Annotated in this window: 17 protein-coding genes; 14 read left to right on the forward strand and 3 right to left on the reverse strand. The window is 53.2% G+C overall.

What is annotated here, in order from left to right:
• Nucleotide 1 precedes the first annotated feature (1 nt).
• From lptE to lipA, 13 genes are all read left to right on the forward strand, one after another.
• Complete coding sequence (gene lptE, locus ACOTYN_RS05090; protein ID WP_014882997.1) at nt 2-571, forward strand: LPS assembly lipoprotein LptE; 570 nt, start codon at nt 2-4, stop codon at nt 569-571.
• Nucleotides 571-1602: a DNA polymerase III subunit delta gene (gene holA / locus ACOTYN_RS05095; RefSeq protein WP_332956553.1), complete on the forward strand. Its 1032-nt coding sequence runs from the start codon at nt 571-573 to the stop codon at nt 1600-1602. The genes lptE and holA overlap by 1 nt, the downstream gene beginning before the upstream one ends.
• Entirely contained in the window at nt 1595-2260 is a 666-nt protein-coding gene (gene nadD, locus ACOTYN_RS05100) for a nicotinate-nucleotide adenylyltransferase (protein WP_041163044.1), read from the forward strand. The genes holA and nadD overlap by 8 nt, the downstream gene beginning before the upstream one ends.
• Nucleotides 2261-2528: 268 nt before the next feature.
• Complete coding sequence (gene rsfS / locus ACOTYN_RS05105; protein WP_003858696.1) at nt 2529-2846, forward strand: ribosome silencing factor; 318 nt, start codon at nt 2529-2531, stop codon at nt 2844-2846.
• A gap of 3 nt (nt 2847-2849) precedes the next feature.
• On the forward strand, nt 2850-3317 hold the full coding sequence (rlmH, locus tag ACOTYN_RS05110) for a 23S rRNA (pseudouridine(1915)-N(3))-methyltransferase RlmH (protein ID WP_003858701.1): 468 nt from the start codon (nt 2850-2852) through the stop codon (nt 3315-3317).
• A gap of 28 nt (nt 3318-3345) precedes the next feature.
• Entirely contained in the window at nt 3346-5247 is a 1902-nt protein-coding gene (mrdA, locus tag ACOTYN_RS05115; protein WP_332956551.1) for a peptidoglycan DD-transpeptidase MrdA, read from the forward strand.
• A gap of 2 nt (nt 5248-5249) precedes the next feature.
• The gene (gene mrdB, locus ACOTYN_RS05120) at nt 5250-6362 is read left to right on the forward strand and encodes a peptidoglycan glycosyltransferase MrdB (RefSeq protein WP_014882993.1); all 1113 of its coding nucleotides are present in this window, start codon (nt 5250-5252) and stop codon (nt 6360-6362) included.
• Nucleotides 6363-6378: 16 nt separating this feature from the next.
• Nucleotides 6379-7485 carry an endolytic peptidoglycan transglycosylase RlpA gene (gene rlpA / locus ACOTYN_RS05125; RefSeq protein WP_045134266.1) on the forward strand — a complete coding sequence of 369 codons (1107 nt, stop codon included), beginning with the start codon at nt 6379-6381 and terminating at the stop codon, nt 7483-7485.
• Between the two features lie 139 nt (nt 7486-7624).
• A complete protein-coding gene (gene dacA, locus ACOTYN_RS05130) occupies nt 7625-8836 on the forward strand; it encodes a D-alanyl-D-alanine carboxypeptidase DacA (protein WP_014882991.1) in 1212 nt (403 codons plus the stop codon).
• A 105-nt stretch (nt 8837-8941) separates the two neighbouring features.
• Complete coding sequence (ybeD, locus tag ACOTYN_RS05135; RefSeq protein WP_003858718.1) at nt 8942-9205, forward strand: DUF493 family protein YbeD; 264 nt, start codon at nt 8942-8944, stop codon at nt 9203-9205.
• Nucleotides 9206-9300: 95 nt separating this feature from the next.
• Nucleotides 9301-9942 (forward strand): lipoyl(octanoyl) transferase LipB, encoded by a 642-nt coding sequence (gene lipB / locus ACOTYN_RS05140; RefSeq protein WP_014882990.1) that lies wholly within the window; start codon nt 9301-9303, stop codon nt 9940-9942.
• Nucleotides 9943-10233: 291 nt separating this feature from the next.
• Complete coding sequence (locus tag ACOTYN_RS05145; RefSeq protein WP_071922481.1) at nt 10234-11187, forward strand: YbeF family transcriptional regulator; 954 nt, start codon at nt 10234-10236, stop codon at nt 11185-11187.
• Between the two features lie 207 nt (nt 11188-11394).
• Nucleotides 11395-12360: a lipoyl synthase gene (gene lipA / locus ACOTYN_RS05150; RefSeq protein WP_008501032.1), complete on the forward strand. Its 966-nt coding sequence runs from the start codon at nt 11395-11397 to the stop codon at nt 12358-12360.
• An 81-nt stretch (nt 12361-12441) separates the two neighbouring features.
• Here lipA and tatE read toward each other — a convergent pair whose 3' ends face one another.
• Together tatE and ACOTYN_RS05160 are read right to left on the reverse strand one after the other, a co-directional pair.
• Nucleotides 12442-12642 (reverse strand): twin-arginine translocase subunit TatE, encoded by a 201-nt coding sequence (tatE, locus tag ACOTYN_RS05155; protein ID WP_014882988.1) that lies wholly within the window; start codon nt 12640-12642, stop codon nt 12442-12444.
• A 125-nt stretch (nt 12643-12767) separates the two neighbouring features.
• A complete protein-coding gene (locus ACOTYN_RS05160; protein WP_014882987.1) occupies nt 12768-13556 on the reverse strand; it encodes a deaminated glutathione amidase in 789 nt (262 codons plus the stop codon).
• Between the two features lie 67 nt (nt 13557-13623).
• Here ACOTYN_RS05160 and crcB point away from each other — a divergent pair, with 67 nt between their 5' ends.
• Nucleotides 13624-14007 carry a fluoride efflux transporter CrcB gene (gene crcB / locus ACOTYN_RS05165; RefSeq protein ID WP_014882986.1) on the forward strand — a complete coding sequence of 128 codons (384 nt, stop codon included), beginning with the start codon at nt 13624-13626 and terminating at the stop codon, nt 14005-14007.
• Nucleotides 14008-14226: 219 nt separating this feature from the next.
• On the opposite strand, the gene cspE is transcribed toward crcB, so the two are convergent.
• Nucleotides 14227-14436 (reverse strand): transcription antiterminator/RNA stability regulator CspE, encoded by a 210-nt coding sequence (cspE, locus tag ACOTYN_RS05170; protein ID WP_002439184.1) that lies wholly within the window; start codon nt 14434-14436, stop codon nt 14227-14229.
• Nucleotides 14437-14561 lie beyond the last annotated feature (125 nt).

A 14561-nucleotide genomic window follows, 5' to 3' on the forward strand; every position in this document is an offset into this window, starting at 1 on the left:
CGTGCGACAACTGGCAACAATACTCTTATCACTGGCGGTGCTTGTCACCGCTGGCTGTGGCTGGCACCTGCGCAATACCACGGCAGTGCCTGCTGAGATGAAAACGATGATTTTCGACTCATCAGATCCGAATGGCCCATTCAGCCGGGCAGTTCGTAACCAGCTGCGCCTGAACGGTGTCGAACTCATTGAGAAAGACACGCTGCGCCAGGATGTGCCGTCTCTCCGCGTTCTGGGGACGACCCTGAGCAAAGATACAGCGTCTATCTTCCAGGATGGCCGTACCGCAGAGTATCAGATGGTAATGACTGTTAACGCAGCCGTGCTGATCCCGGGTAAAGACATCTATCCGATCAGCACAAAAGTGTACCGTTCGTTCTTTGATAACCCGCAAACGGCGCTGGCGAAAGATGCCGAACAGCAGATTATCATCAACGAAATGTACGACAAGGCAGCGGAACAGCTGATCCGTAAACTGCCAGGTATTGCCGCGTCGACAAAAGAAGGCTCTGACATTATTGAAAAACCGGATGCCAGTACGCCCCCGGTTTCTACCTCTATGGGTAACTGATGATCAGGCTGTATCCTGAACAACTCCGCGCGCAGCTCAATGAAGGACTGCGCGCGGCGTATCTGCTGCTTGGAAACGATCCCTTACTGCTGCAGGAAAGCCTGGATGCCGTGCGACATACTGCAGGTGCTCAGGGCTTTGATGAACACCATACCGTCCAGGTGGATAACAATACCGACTGGGACGCCCTCTTCTCACTCTGTCAGGCGATGAGCCTTTTCGCGTCGCGTCAGACAATTCAGATCCTGCTGCCGGAAAACGGCCCTAACGCGGCCATCAATGAGCAGCTTGCCACTCTGGTGAGCCTGCTACACAGCGATCTGCTGTTAATTGTCCGCGGCAATAAGCTCACCAAAGCGCAGGAAAATGCCGCGTGGTTCACTCAACTGGCGACCCACGCGGTGCTGGTTACCTGTCAGACACCTGAGCAGGCGCATCTGCCAAAATGGGTGGCCGCAAGAGCAAAGCAGAACAACCTTCAGCTGGATGATGCGGCAAATCAACTGCTCTGCTACTGCTATGAGGGTAACCTCCTGGCGCTGGCACAGGCGCTGGACAGACTCTCCCTGCTCTGGCCGGATGGCAAACTGACACTCCCCCGCGTCGAGCAGGCCGTTAATGACGCCGCGCACTTCACGCCGTTCCACTGGGTGGATGCATTGCTGGCCGCGAAAAGTAAACGCGCCCTGCATATCCTTCAGCAGCTGCGCCTGGAAGGCAGCGAGCCCGTTATTCTGCTGCGTACGCTGCAGCGTGAACTGTTGCTGCTGATTACGCTCAAGCGACAGTCTGCCCATACGCCGCTGCGCGCGCTGTTTGATAAGCACCGGGTATGGCAAAATCGCCGCGCAATGACCACCGAGGCCGTCAACCGCCTGAGCCATGAACAGCTTCGTCAGGCTGTCCAGCTTCTGATGCGCACTGAGCTCACCTTAAAACAAGATTACGGCCAGTCGGTCTGGGCGGAGCTGGAAAGCCTTTCCCTGCTGCTCTGCCACAAGGCGCTGGCTGACGTATTTATTGATGGATAGTATGCACTCTTTACAGGCCCTGTATGGCGGCACCTTTGACCCGGTACACTACGGGCATCTTAAGCCGGTGGAAATTCTGGCGAATTTGATCGGCCTGCAGCGCGTCACCATTATGCCCAATAACGTTCCGCCGCACCGCCCTCAGCCTGAGGCAACCAGCGAGCAGCGAAAAGAGATGCTAACGCTTGCCATTGCGGATAAACCGCTTTTCAGGCTTGATGAACGGGAATTGCGTCGCGACACCCCCTCGTGGACATCGCAAACGCTGCAGGAGTGGCGAGCCGAGCAAGGGCCTGACCAGCCGCTGGCGTTTATCATTGGTCAGGATTCTCTGCTCAACTTTCCTACATGGCACAAGTATGAAACCATTCTGGAGAACAGCCACCTGCTCGTTTGCCGCCGCCCAGGCTATCCGCTGACCATGCGTGAAGAGCAGTATCAGCAATGGCTTGAAGACCATCTTACCGATAACGTAGAGGATCTTCACAACCAGCCCGCCGGGAAGATTTATCTGGCGGAAACCCCGTGGTTCGATATCTCCGCCACCCTTATTCGTGAGCGTTTACAACACGGTTTAACGTGTGACGATCTGCTGCCTGCCCCGGTGCTGGCGTATATTCATACGCACGGGTTGTATCAGAAAAGCGCAGATGTTTAGTCAGGCGTCATAAAAAGCGGCTTATTGATTCTCCTGCCTTGACAGGTTAAGCCATACTGTTATCCTCCGCTGCCAGACTTTCCCGCCAGTCATTGCTTTACAGAAATTGTTTTACAAAAATGGCGATGCAATCTCTGGCGGAGGGTGGGATGATACCCGCCTTCAAAATCCCGGCCGGTGACATTTGTCCCGACAAGGGCGCCAGTTCAGGTATACTGTCTGGCTACAAATTCATAGTTGCACCATCTTATTCACCCAGGGGGAAAACTTGCAGGGTAAAGCACTCCAGGATTTTGTTATCGACAAAATTGATGACCTGAAAGGTCAGGACATCATCGCTATCGACGTTAAGGGTAAATCCAGTATCACCGACTGCATGATTATCTGCACCGGGACGTCTACGCGTCATGTTGTTTCGATTGCCGACCATGTGGTTCAGGAATCGCGTGCAGCAGGACTGTTACCGCTTGGCGTTGAAGGTGAAGCGACCGCTGACTGGGTGGTGGTTGACCTCGGCGATGTGATTGTCCATGTCATGCAGGAAGAGAGCCGTCGCCTGTATGAGCTGGAAAAACTCTGGGGTTAATGCGTGAAGTTGCAGCTGGTCGCCGTCGGCACCAAAATGCCGGACTGGGTACAAACCGGTTTTACTGAATATCTGCGTCGTTTTCCAAAAGATATGCCGTTCGAACTGGTGGAGATCCCTGCCGGGAAACGCGGTAAGAACGCGGATATTAAACGTATTCTCGATAAAGAGGGCGAACTGATGCTGGCTGCCGCTGGCAAGAACCGCATCGTCACCCTCGATATTCCGGGTAAACCCTGGGATACGCCGCAGCTGGCGCACGAACTGGAGCGCTGGAAGCAGGATGGCCGTGACGTTAGTCTGCTGATTGGCGGACCTGAAGGGTTGTCCCCTGCCTGCAAAGCGGCAGCAGAACAAAGTTGGTCTCTCTCCGCGCTGACGCTGCCCCACCCGCTCGTTCGGGTCCTGGTGGCAGAAAGTCTGTATCGCGCGTGGAGCATTACTACCAACCACCCCTATCACCGCGAGTAATGACTGACCAGGGTAGATTAAGCAGCGGATGAAACTACAGAATTCTTTTCGCGACTATACGGCTGAGTCCGCGCTGTTTGTGCGCAGGGCACTGGTCGCCTTTACGGGGATTTTGCTGCTTACCGGCGTGCTGATCGCCAACCTTTATAATCTGCAAATCGTCCGCTTTACCGATTACCAGACGCGTTCAAACGAAAACCGCATCAAGCTGGTGCCTATCGCGCCCAGCCGCGGCATTATCTACGACCGTAACGGCACCCCTCTGGCGCTAAACCGCACCATCTATCAAATCGAGATGATGCCGGAAAAGGTCGATAATGTTCAGGACACGCTTGAGGCGCTAAGAAGCGTTGTCGATCTCAACGATGACGATATCGCAGCCTTCAAAAAAGAGCGCGCCCGTTCCCACCGCTTTACTTCCATTCCGGTGAAAACCAATCTGACGGAAGTTCAGGTGGCCCGTTTTGCGGTGAACCAGTACCGCTTCCCCGGCGTGGAAGTGAAGGGTTACAAACGTCGCTACTATCCTTACGGCTCCGCGCTGACGCACGTTATTGGCTACGTTTCCAAGATTAACGACAAAGACGTTGACCGCCTTGATAAAGACGGCAAGCTGGCGAACTATGCCGCGACGCACGATATCGGCAAGCTCGGGATCGAACGCTACTACGAAGATGTCCTGCATGGGCAGACCGGCTATGAAGAGGTTGAGGTTAACAACCGTGGCCGCGTCATTCGACAGCTGAAAGAAGTTCCGCCTCAGGCGGGGCATGACGTCTATCTGACGCTCGACCTCAAACTGCAGCAGTATATTGAAACCCTGCTGGCGGGCAGTCGCGCCGCCGTCGTGGTCACCGATCCGCGTACCGGGGGAATTCTGGCTATGGTGTCCATGCCTAGCTATGACCCGAATCTCTTTGTTGACGGCATCTCCAGTAAAGACTATTCCGGCCTGCTGAATGATCCCAATACGCCGCTGGTCAACCGCGCCACGCAAGGCGTTTACCCGCCGGCATCTACGGTAAAACCGTATGTGGCGGTCTCGGCGCTGAGTGCGGGTGTCATCAACCGTAATACCAGCCTGTTTGACCCGGGCTGGTGGCAGCTACCCGGGTCTGAAAAACGCTATCGCGACTGGAAAAAATGGGGCCACGGCCATCTGAACGTGACCAAATCTCTGGAAGAGTCAGCGGATACCTTCTTCTATCAGGTCGCCTATGACATGGGGATTGACCGCCTGTCAGAATGGATGAGCAAGTTCGGCTACGGGCACTACACCGGCGTCGACCTTTCAGAGGAGCGATCCGGCAACATGCCGACGCGCGAGTGGAAGCTGAAGCGCTTTAAGAAGCCGTGGTATCAGGGTGATACCATTCCGGTGGGTATCGGCCAGGGCTACTGGACCGCAACGCCGATTCAGATGAACAAAGCGATGATGATCCTCATTAACGATGGCGTGGTCAAAGTCCCGCATCTGCTGCAAAGCACCGTTGAAGACGGCAAAAAGGTGCCGTGGGTACAGCCCCATGAAGCGCCCGTGGGTGACATTCATCCCGGCTTCTGGGAAATCGCGAAAGACGGTATGTACGGCGTAGCAAACCGTCCGAACGGTAACGCGCACAAATATTTCGCCGGAACGCCGTATAAAGTGGCTGCAAAATCCGGTACGGCGCAGGTATTTGGCCTGAAAGCCAACGAAACCTATAACGCACACCGCATTGCTGAACGTCTGCGTGACCATAAGCTCATGACGGCATTTGCCCCTTACGATAACCCGCAGGTGGCGGTGGCGATGATTCTGGAAAACGGCGGCGCTGGCCCGGCGGTAGGGACCATCATGCGCCAAATCCTCGACCACATTATGCTGGGTGATAACAACACCGAACTGCCGGCTGAAAACCCGGCCGCCGCTGCGGCGGAGGACCAATAATCATGACGGATAATCCAAACAAAAAATCGTTGTGGGATAAAATCCACATCGACCCAGCCATGCTGCTGATCCTGCTGGCTCTGCTGGTTTACAGCGCCCTGGTTATCTGGAGCGCCAGTGGCCAGGACATCGGTATGATGGAACGCAAAATCGGCCAGATCGCGATGGGTCTGGTCATCATGGTGGTGATGGCGCAGATCCCACCGCGCGTCTATGAAGGCTGGGCGCCCTATCTCTATATCTTCTGTATTATTTTGCTGGTGGCAGTAGACGCGTTCGGCGCCATCTCAAAAGGGGCTCAGCGCTGGCTGGATCTGGGCGTTGTTCGTTTCCAGCCCTCGGAGATTGCCAAAATTGCCGTCCCCCTGATGGTGGCGCGCTTTATCAACCGTGATGTCTGTCCGCCGTCGCTGAAAAACACCGCGATCGCGCTGGTGCTGATCTTCCTGCCGACGCTGCTGGTTGCTGCGCAGCCTGACCTCGGCACCTCGATCCTTATCGCGCTCTCCGGTCTGTTTGTCCTTTTCCTGTCGGGCTTAAGCTGGCGTCTGATTGGTATCGCTGTGGTGCTGATTGCGGCGTTTATCCCTATCCTCTGGTTCTTCCTGATGCATGATTACCAGCGCCAGCGCGTTATGATGCTTCTCGACCCGGAAACTGACCCGCTCGGTGCGGGCTATCATATTATTCAGTCCAAGATTGCGATTGGCTCCGGCGGCCTGCGCGGTAAAGGCTGGCTGCACGGTACCCAGTCGCAGCTGGAATTTTTACCGGAACGTCACACCGACTTTATCTTTGCGGTACTGGCTGAAGAGCTGGGGCTGGTTGGTATCCTGATTTTGCTCGCGCTCTACGTGCTGCTGATCATGCGAGGATTGTGGATTGCCGCCCGGGCGCAAACCACCTTCGGCCGCGTCATGGCAGGCGGATTGATGCTGATTTTATTCGTTTATGTCTTCGTAAATATTGGTATGGTGAGTGGTATTCTGCCGGTAGTAGGCGTACCGCTGCCGCTGGTCAGTTACGGAGGCTCGGCACTGATCGTGTTGATGGCCGGGTTTGGGATCGTGATGTCGATCCATACCCACAGAAAAATGTTGTCAAAAAGCGTTTAAAAATAAGGGGATCGGAATGCGTAAGCAGTGGCTGGGGATCTGCATCGCGGCAAGTTTACTTGCGGCCTGCACAAGTGATGATGGTCAGCAACAGGCAACCGTCGCGCCGCCGCAGCCTGCGGTGTGTAATGGTCCGATCGTTGAAATCAGTGGGGCCGATCCCGTTTATGAACCGCTGAATGCCAGCGCGAATCAGGATTACGAGCGCGACGGCAAAAGCTACAAAATCGTGCAGGACCCTTCCCGCTTCAGCCAGGCGGGCTTTGCTGCCATTTATGATGCAGAACCGGGCAGTAACCTCACGGCATCCGGTGAAACATTTGACCCCATGCAGCTCACTGCCGCGCACCCAACGCTGCCGATTCCAAGCTACGCGCGTATCACCAACCTGGCTAATGGTCGCATGATCGTCGTGCGTATTAATGACCGTGGTCCATATGGTAATGACCGGGTGATTTCTCTGTCCCGCGCGTCTGCCGATCGCCTGAACACGTCGAACAACACCAAAGTTCGCATTGACCCGATTATCGTGGCGCAGGATGGCTCGCTGTCCGGGCCGGGTACCGCCTGTACGACGGTGGCGAAGCAGACCTATGCTCTGCCAGACCGCCCAAATCTTGACGGCGGAATGGGCAGCGTCTCTTCTCCGGCAGAGCCTTCTCAGCCGGCGGGAGAAATACGTCCAATCAGCAATGATACGCTGCAAAGCGATGATTCCACTGGCGCACCGGTAAAAAGTAGCGGCTTTTTAGGCGCACCGACGACCTTAGCGACGGGCGTGCTGGAAGGCAGTGAGCCGACGCCAGCCCCGGTTGCGGCTCCGGTGACGCAGCCAGCGCCGGTAACAGCGCCAGCGACCACGCAAAGCGCGGCAGCCGCTGCGCCAGCAGCAGCCAGCGGCGGCTTTGTCGTTCAGGTGGGGGCAGTGAGCGATCAGGCCCGAGCCCAGCAGTATCAACAGCGTCTAAGCCAGCAGTTTGGCGTACCTGGACGCGTTGAGCAGAACGGCGCGGTCTGGCGTATTCAGATGGGGCCTTTTGCCAGTAAATCGCAGGCAGCGTCTCTGCAACAGCGTTTGCAGAGCGAAGCACAACTGCAGTCCTTCGTCACTGTTGCAAAATAATTAATCGGCGGTATCCGAAATGTCAGTTTGTGTAAAACGCATTCACAAACTCATGCTTAAAGTCGGATGCCTGCCTGAATATCATTTGCTATAGTAAGGCACTTTTTTTAATTCCATCACGGATGTCGTAGTTCTGACCATGAAGACCACTTTTTCTGCTCGTTTTGTGCAGCGCATGGCGCTGACCACGGCCCTTTGCGCAGCAGCACTCTCTGCTGCTCATGCTGATGACCTGAATATCAAGACCATGATCCCTGGCGTTCCGCAAATCGACGCGGAATCCTACATCCTGATCGATTACAACTCTGGCAAAGTTCTGGCAGAACAGAACGCCGATGCCCGCCGTGACCCGGCCAGCCTGACCAAAATGATGACCAGCTATGTTATCGGCCAGGCCATGAAAGCCGGTAAATTCAAAGAAACGGATCTGGTCACCATTGGTAACGATGCGTGGGCAACCGGGAACCCTGTGTTCAAAGGTTCTTCTCTGATGTTCCTGAAGCCCGGTATGCAGGTTCCAGTTTCCCAGTTAATCCGGGGTATTAACCTGCAGTCAGGTAACGATGCCTGCGTAGCAATGGCTGATTTCGCCGCCGGTAGCCAGGATGCCTTCGTCGGTCTGATGAACAGCTACGTCACCGCGCTGGGTCTGAAAAACAGCCATTTCCAGACCGTACACGGCCTGGATGCAGACGGTCAGTACAGCTCCGCACGTGATATGGCACTGATTGGTCAAGCCCTGATCCGCGACGTACCGAACGAATACTCCATCTATAAAGAGAAAGAGTTTACCTTCAACGGTATTCGCCAGACCAACCGTAACGGCCTGCTGTGGGATAACAGCCTGAACGTTGACGGTATCAAAACAGGTCATACCGATAAAGCCGGTTACAACCTGGTGGCCTCTGCCACTGAAGGCCAGATGCGTCTGATCTCTGCCGTGATGGGCGGTCGTACCTTTAAAGGTCGTGAAACCGAAAGCAAGAAACTGCTGACCTGGGGCTTCCGTTTCTTCGAAACCGTGAATCCGCTGAAAGCAGGCAAAGAGTTCGCGTCTGAGCCAGTGTGGTTCGGCGACAACGACCGTGCTTCCCTCGGCGTTGATAAAGATCTGTACCTGACCATTCCTCGCGGTCGTATGAAAGATCTGAAGGCCAGCTACGTCCTGAACAGCACCGAACTGCATGCCCCGCTGCAGAAAAATCAGGTCGTGGGTACCATCAACTTCCAGCTGGATGGCAAGACTATCGATCAGCGTCCGCTGGTTGTTCTGCAGGAAATTCCTGAAGGCAATTTCTTCGGCAAAATCATTGATTACATTAAATTGATGTTCCATCACTGGTTTGGCTAAAAATCGAACACTTGAAAGTGTGATTTTGATCCCCATATACTAAGTATCCTGATAACTCCCACCTGACGTGGGAGTTATTCTTTTTGACGTTACGCCGGAGCTGACATGAAAACCAAACTTAACGAACTGCTTGAATTCCCTACCCCATTTACCTACAAAGTAATGGGTCTGGCGAAACCTGAGCTGGTTGATCAGGTGGTTGAAGTGGTACAGCGCCATGCGCCCGGTGATTACTCTCCGTCAGTAAAACCAAGCAGCAAGGGCAACTACCACTCGGTTTCTATTACTATCACCGCGACCCATATCGAACAGGTTGAGACGCTCTACGAAGAACTCGGCAATATCGAAATTGTGCGTATGGTGCTGTAGTCCCTTTGCGGTTACCCGGCTTACCGGGTAACCCCTCTCCCCCGCTGTGATATACTCCCCCTCATCATTGGTTCCTCGTCTTCGGAGACGCTGTTTTGTATCAGGATAAAATTCTGGTCCGTCATCTCGGGCTGCAACCTTATGAGCCTGTCTCCCAGGCTATGCATGACTTCACCGATTCACGCGATGACACGACCCCTGATGAAATTTGGCTGGTTGAACACCTGCCGGTATTTACCCAGGGTCAGGCCGGTAAAGCGGAACATTTATTAATGACGGGCGATATCCCGGTGATCCAGAGCGATCGGGGTGGACAAGTGACTTATCACGGCCCGGGCCAGCAGGTGATGTACGTCCTGCTTAATCTGAAGCGCAGAAAGCTTGGCGTGCGTGAGCTGGTGACGTTGCTGGAACAAACCGTCGTCAACACGCTGGCGGAATATGGTATTGACGCGCATCCGCGGGCTGATGCACCAGGCGTCTATGTTGGCGAAATGAAGATCTGCTCGCTGGGGCTACGTATTCGTAAAGGCTGTTCCTTCCATGGTCTGGCGTTGAATATTAATATGGATCTGACGCCTTTCCAGCGCATAAATCCCTGCGGCTACGCCGGTATGGAAATGACGCAGATGCGCCAGTGGGTAGATACCGCCACGCCAGATAATATACGCCCTGTTCTTCTGAAGAATGTGTTAGCGCTACTTAACAATCCACCGCATGAATATATCCCTGCTTAATATATCATACAGGGGAGCCCGTTAATTTGACGGGCAACTATTTATTTACCGCTTTTACGCTTTACAATAATCCGCAGATTCTATATTTTCGAAGCGCCCGAATATTGCCGTTACATATTATTTAGCCTCGGGACAGCACGGCATACACAGGCTAAGTAACGTGAGTGATAATCACACAACTGTTTGTTTTTGATAAACAAGTGAAACAAAACCAACACTTTACGAATCTCTACAAGCATAATAAATAAATTCAACTATCATTCATGTTGTGAATGTATACGGAGTGAAAGCGTGGAGTCTACTAATTTACCAGCCAAACGACTGAATGAACCCGGTGGCGAAGACAAGCCACAAATTTTTCGGACTTTACGTAATATTGATCTCAATTTACTGACTATTTTTGAGGCAGTATATGTCCATAAGGGTATCGTTAACGCTGCGAAAATTCTTAATCTCACGCCATCGGCAATAAGTCAGTCGATTCAAAAGCTACGCGCTATATTTCCTGACCCGTTATTTATCCGTAAAGGCCAGGGCGTCACGCCGACGGCCTATGCGACCCACCTCCACGAATACATCAGCCAGGGGCTGGAGTCGATTCTGGGTGCGCTGGATTTAACCGGGAGCTATGACAAACAAAGAACGATCACCATCGGCTGCTCTCCTTCAGTGGGCGTGCTGGTCATGCCCGCCATCTACCAGGCCGTGAAAGAGCATGCTCCCCAGCTTCTGCTGCGCAATGTGCCACTCAACGAACCTGACGTTCAGCTTGCCCAGTTCCAGACGGATCTGGTTATTGAGAGCGGCAGCTTCAGCGCCAGAGCGCTGGGGCAAAACGTGCTTTATGCCGATAATCTGGTTTTGGTTTGCCGCCAGCAGCATCCCGCGCTCAGCGAGCCGTTAACCATTGAGAACCTGCGCAATTACGACCACTCGTCTTTCATGACCGAAGGGCAGTCCAACCATAGTCTACGCCAGCGCATTGATGAAATTTTCCCGGAACGTCAGATCAGTTTCAGCAGTTACAATATGTTTACCACCGCCTCCCTGATTGGCAGCAGCGATATGCTGTGCATCATGCCTTCACGCCTGTATCACCTGCTGCGGAAATGCTGGTCGCTGGAGAGTATTCCGCTCAGCCAGCTCAATGCGGAATCTATCGAGATTTCACTGCATTACAACAAACTCAGTTTGCGCGATCCGGTACTGGAAAACGTCATCCGCATTATCCGTCAGGCCTTCTGACAGCGAGTATCAGCACAAGCCCCTGCCACAAGCAGGGCGAAAGGCACAAAACAACAACTATTTTACAAATTGGCGACGTGGCAGGCTGCTTTCATGGCCGTTTCAATGATATACTGCCTGTCGTTCGTTCAAAAATAGTTGATAAATACAACATTCCCTTGAATTGAAACGCTTTCCTTCGATATTCGCAACTGGAACACGCACGCTATGAGTAAACCCATTGTGATGGAACGCGGTGTTAAATACCGCGATGCCGATAAAATGGCCCTTATCCCGGTTAAAAACGTGGCTACCGAGCGCGAGGCGCTGTTAAGAAAACCGGAATGGATGAAAATCAAACTTCCGGCTGACTCTTCGCGTATCCAGGGGATCAAAGCGGCGATGCGCAAGAATGGCCTTCACTCCGTCTGTGAAGAAGCGTCTTGCCCTAACCTTGCTGAATGTTTCAATCACGGCACCGCGACGTTTATGATTCTGGGTGCCATCTGTACCCGCCGCTGCCCATTCTGTGACGTTGCTCATGGCCGCCCGGTCGCGCCCGATGCTAACGAGCCGCAAAAACTGGCGCAAACCATCGCTGACATGGCGCTGCGTTATGTGGTCATCACATCCGTTGACCGTGACGATCTGCGCGATGGTGGAGCTCAGCACTTCGCTGACTGCATTACTGCTATTCGCGAGAAAAGCCCGAACATTAAAATCGAGACGCTGGTTCCTGACTTCCGCGGCCGTATGGACCGTGCGCTGGACATCCTGACCGCGACGCCGCCAGATGTGTTTAACCACAACCTGGAGAACGTGCCGCGTCTTTATCGTCAGGTACGACCGGGTGCGGATTACAACTGGTCTCTGAAGCTGCTGGAGCGCTTTAAAGAAGCCCATCCGCATATCCCTACCAAGTCAGGTCTGATGGTCGGTCTGGGTGAAACTAATGACGAAATTATCGAAGTGATGCGCGATCTGCGCCGCCACGGTGTGACCATGCTGACGCTGGGCCAGTATCTGCAGCCAAGCCGTCACCATCTGCCGGTACAGCGCTACGTCAGCCCGGATGAGTTTGATGAGATGAAAGCCGAAGCGCTGGCGATGGGCTTTACCCACGCAGCATGCGGTCCGTTTGTTCGCTCTTCTTACCATGCTGACATGCAGGCAAAAGGCGAAGAAGTCAAATAGTGCTGTAATATCCATTTACAGTAATGCAAAAAAACCGGCCTGATGAGCCGGTTTTTTTTCGCAAGCCCTCAGGCATTGCTATTACTCTTTGTGAGAAAGCTTCTCTGCCGGGATGTCCTCAGCGCTTTTCTTCGCGGCTGCATCATCGTCGTTCATCGCTTTCTTAAAGCCTTTGATGGCAGCCCCCAGGTCACCACCCAGCGTGCGTAACTTCTTGGTACCAAACAGCAGGACGACCAGTGCGGCAACCACCAGCAGTTTGGTAATACTAATCTCACCCATAGATACCTTCTTTACATAAAACAGGCTGCATTCAGCGCCAAAACCTGACTGTATTAACGGTCATTTGGCGCGTGCACACAATAGCAATCTGTAACAAGGTGAATCAAGCATTGTTGAAAAAAACATCACATTAATTGCGGTGGCGCAAAGCGTCGGTTACGAAGAACAGGTAATTGCTGACGCGCAAGCGCAATTCTTTCTAAAAATATCTCCGTCATCAGCAGCACCGGCGCTTCCGCTGCTGCGGCAACCGTGACTCCCAGTGGATCAACCACCCTGCTCTGCCCGATATTTTTATTGCCACACTCCCCGGAAGCAACGACATAGCAGGTCGTGTCCAGCGCGCGCGCCGCAAGCAGCGTTGCCCAATGCTGCTCTTTCAGCGGTCCCTTAACCCATGCAGCAGGCAATACCAGTACGTCTGCCCCTTGCAGGGCCAGATGCAATGCCAGCTCAGGAAAACGGAGGTCGTAGCAGGTCATTAACCCAACCTTAAACCCGTCAATATCAATTAACGGCGCAACGCGGTCTCCAGGGTCAACACGCCGTGACTCCTGAATGCTGAACGCATCATAAAGATGAAGCTTGGCATAGCGCGCGATAATCACGCCATCACGGATAGCCACCAGCGTATTTACGGCGCGCCCCGGCGCTGAAGGAACGTGCACTGTTAAGATGGTCGTCATCGCGTTACCCACGCTCTCGGTGAGCAACGGCTGTAAAAAGTCGCCATCAAGCGGCTGCGCGGACTTCACGGACAGATCCGGGTCATTATCATCCCTTGCCAGCAGCGCTTCCGGGAGAACCAACAGCGACGCGCCCTTCTGCCGGGCCTGTGTCATCAGGTTCACGCATTGTAGTGCATTAACCTGCCAGTCAGGCGTGACTGCAAACTGCCCTACCGCCACATACATATTTGTCCCCTCATCATAAACAGCGTTAAACTCGCTACTCTTACACATCAAATAGCAGGTATTTAGCGTGTTACAACTCCTTTTGGCTGTTTTTATTGGTGGAGGCACAGGGAGCGTTGCGAGATGGTTCCTGAGTATGCGGTTTAACCCCCTGCACCAGGCGATTCCCATGGGGACACTGGCTGCCAACCTGATTGGTGCTTTTATCATTGGTATGGGGCTGGCCTGGTTTAACCGGATGACGCACATCGATCCCATGTGGAAGGTCCTGATTACCACCGGGTTCTGTGGCGGTTTAACGACTTTCTCAACCTTTTCTGCGGAAACGGTTTTTCTCTTTCAGGAAGGCCGTATCGGCTGGGCGCTGGTGAATATCGCGATCAACATGCTTGGATCCTTCGCGATGACGGGGATCGCATTTTGGCTATTTTCCTCAGTAAGCACGCATTAACCGTCGGGGCGTTAATGTTGGCTTAATTTTTCTCTGTCACTCTGGAGGCCATACTGAACGAGGGTGACAGAATGAAACAGAATCTGATGAGCGCAGGAATGGTGTTGTTGAGCGTACTGATCGTTGCCAGCTTCCTGAAAATGTACCTGCTTGGCTGATTCATAACGAAAAAAACCCGCTCAATGAGCGGGTTTTGAAATTCTTGCTGACGCGTCTGAATTACAGAGCGATTACGTTAGCAGCAGAAGGGCCTTTGGCACCGTTAGTGATTTCGAACTCTACGCGCTGACCTTCAGCCAGAGTTTTGAAACCATTAGACTGGATTGCAGAGAAGTGTACGAACACATCTTTGCTGCCATCTTCAGGAGTAATGAAACCGAATCCTTTGGACTCATTAAACCACTTAACGTTACCTTTAATCTTAGACATCAAAATTACCTTTACATTAAAAAACGACACAAATGCTGTGTCGGTTACCAGTACAACAATTGTGGGACCTTTTGTCCAGCGGATCTTTGACAAAAAGTGACTAAAGTCGCGTTAATTTTCACTGG

The sequence above is a fragment of the Enterobacter cloacae complex sp. IR5458 genome, from assembly GCF_049238025.1.
GTDB lineage: Bacteria > Pseudomonadota > Gammaproteobacteria > Enterobacterales > Enterobacteriaceae > Enterobacter > Enterobacter kobei.

Bases quoted from the DNA above. Each gene is read 5' to 3' on its own strand.
- holA (WP_332956553.1), top strand. From the start codon at position 571: ATGATCAGGCTGTATCCTGAACAACTCCGCGCGCAGCTCAATGAAGGA.
- nadD (WP_041163044.1), top strand. From the start codon at position 1,595: ATGGATAGTATGCACTCTTTACAGGCCCTGTATGGCGGCACCTTTGAC.
- mrdA (WP_332956551.1), top strand. From the start codon at position 3,346: ATGAAACTACAGAATTCTTTTCGCGACTATACGGCTGAGTCCGCGCTG.
- mrdB (WP_014882993.1), top strand. From the start codon at position 5,250: ATGACGGATAATCCAAACAAAAAATCGTTGTGGGATAAAATCCACATC.
- rlpA (WP_045134266.1), top strand. From the start codon at position 6,379: ATGCGTAAGCAGTGGCTGGGGATCTGCATCGCGGCAAGTTTACTTGCG.
- dacA (WP_014882991.1), top strand. From the start codon at position 7,625: ATGAAGACCACTTTTTCTGCTCGTTTTGTGCAGCGCATGGCGCTGACC.
- ybeD (WP_003858718.1), top strand. From the start codon at position 8,942: ATGAAAACCAAACTTAACGAACTGCTTGAATTCCCTACCCCATTTACC.
- lipA (WP_008501032.1), top strand. From the start codon at position 11,395: ATGAGTAAACCCATTGTGATGGAACGCGGTGTTAAATACCGCGATGCC.
- tatE (WP_014882988.1), bottom strand. From the start codon at position 12,642: ATGGGTGAGATTAGTATTACCAAACTGCTGGTGGTTGCCGCACTGGTC.
- ACOTYN_RS05160 (WP_014882987.1), bottom strand. From the start codon at position 13,556: ATGTATGTGGCGGTAGGGCAGTTTGCAGTCACGCCTGACTGGCAGGTT.
- cspE (WP_002439184.1), bottom strand. From the start codon at position 14,436: ATGTCTAAGATTAAAGGTAACGTTAAGTGGTTTAATGAGTCCAAAGGA.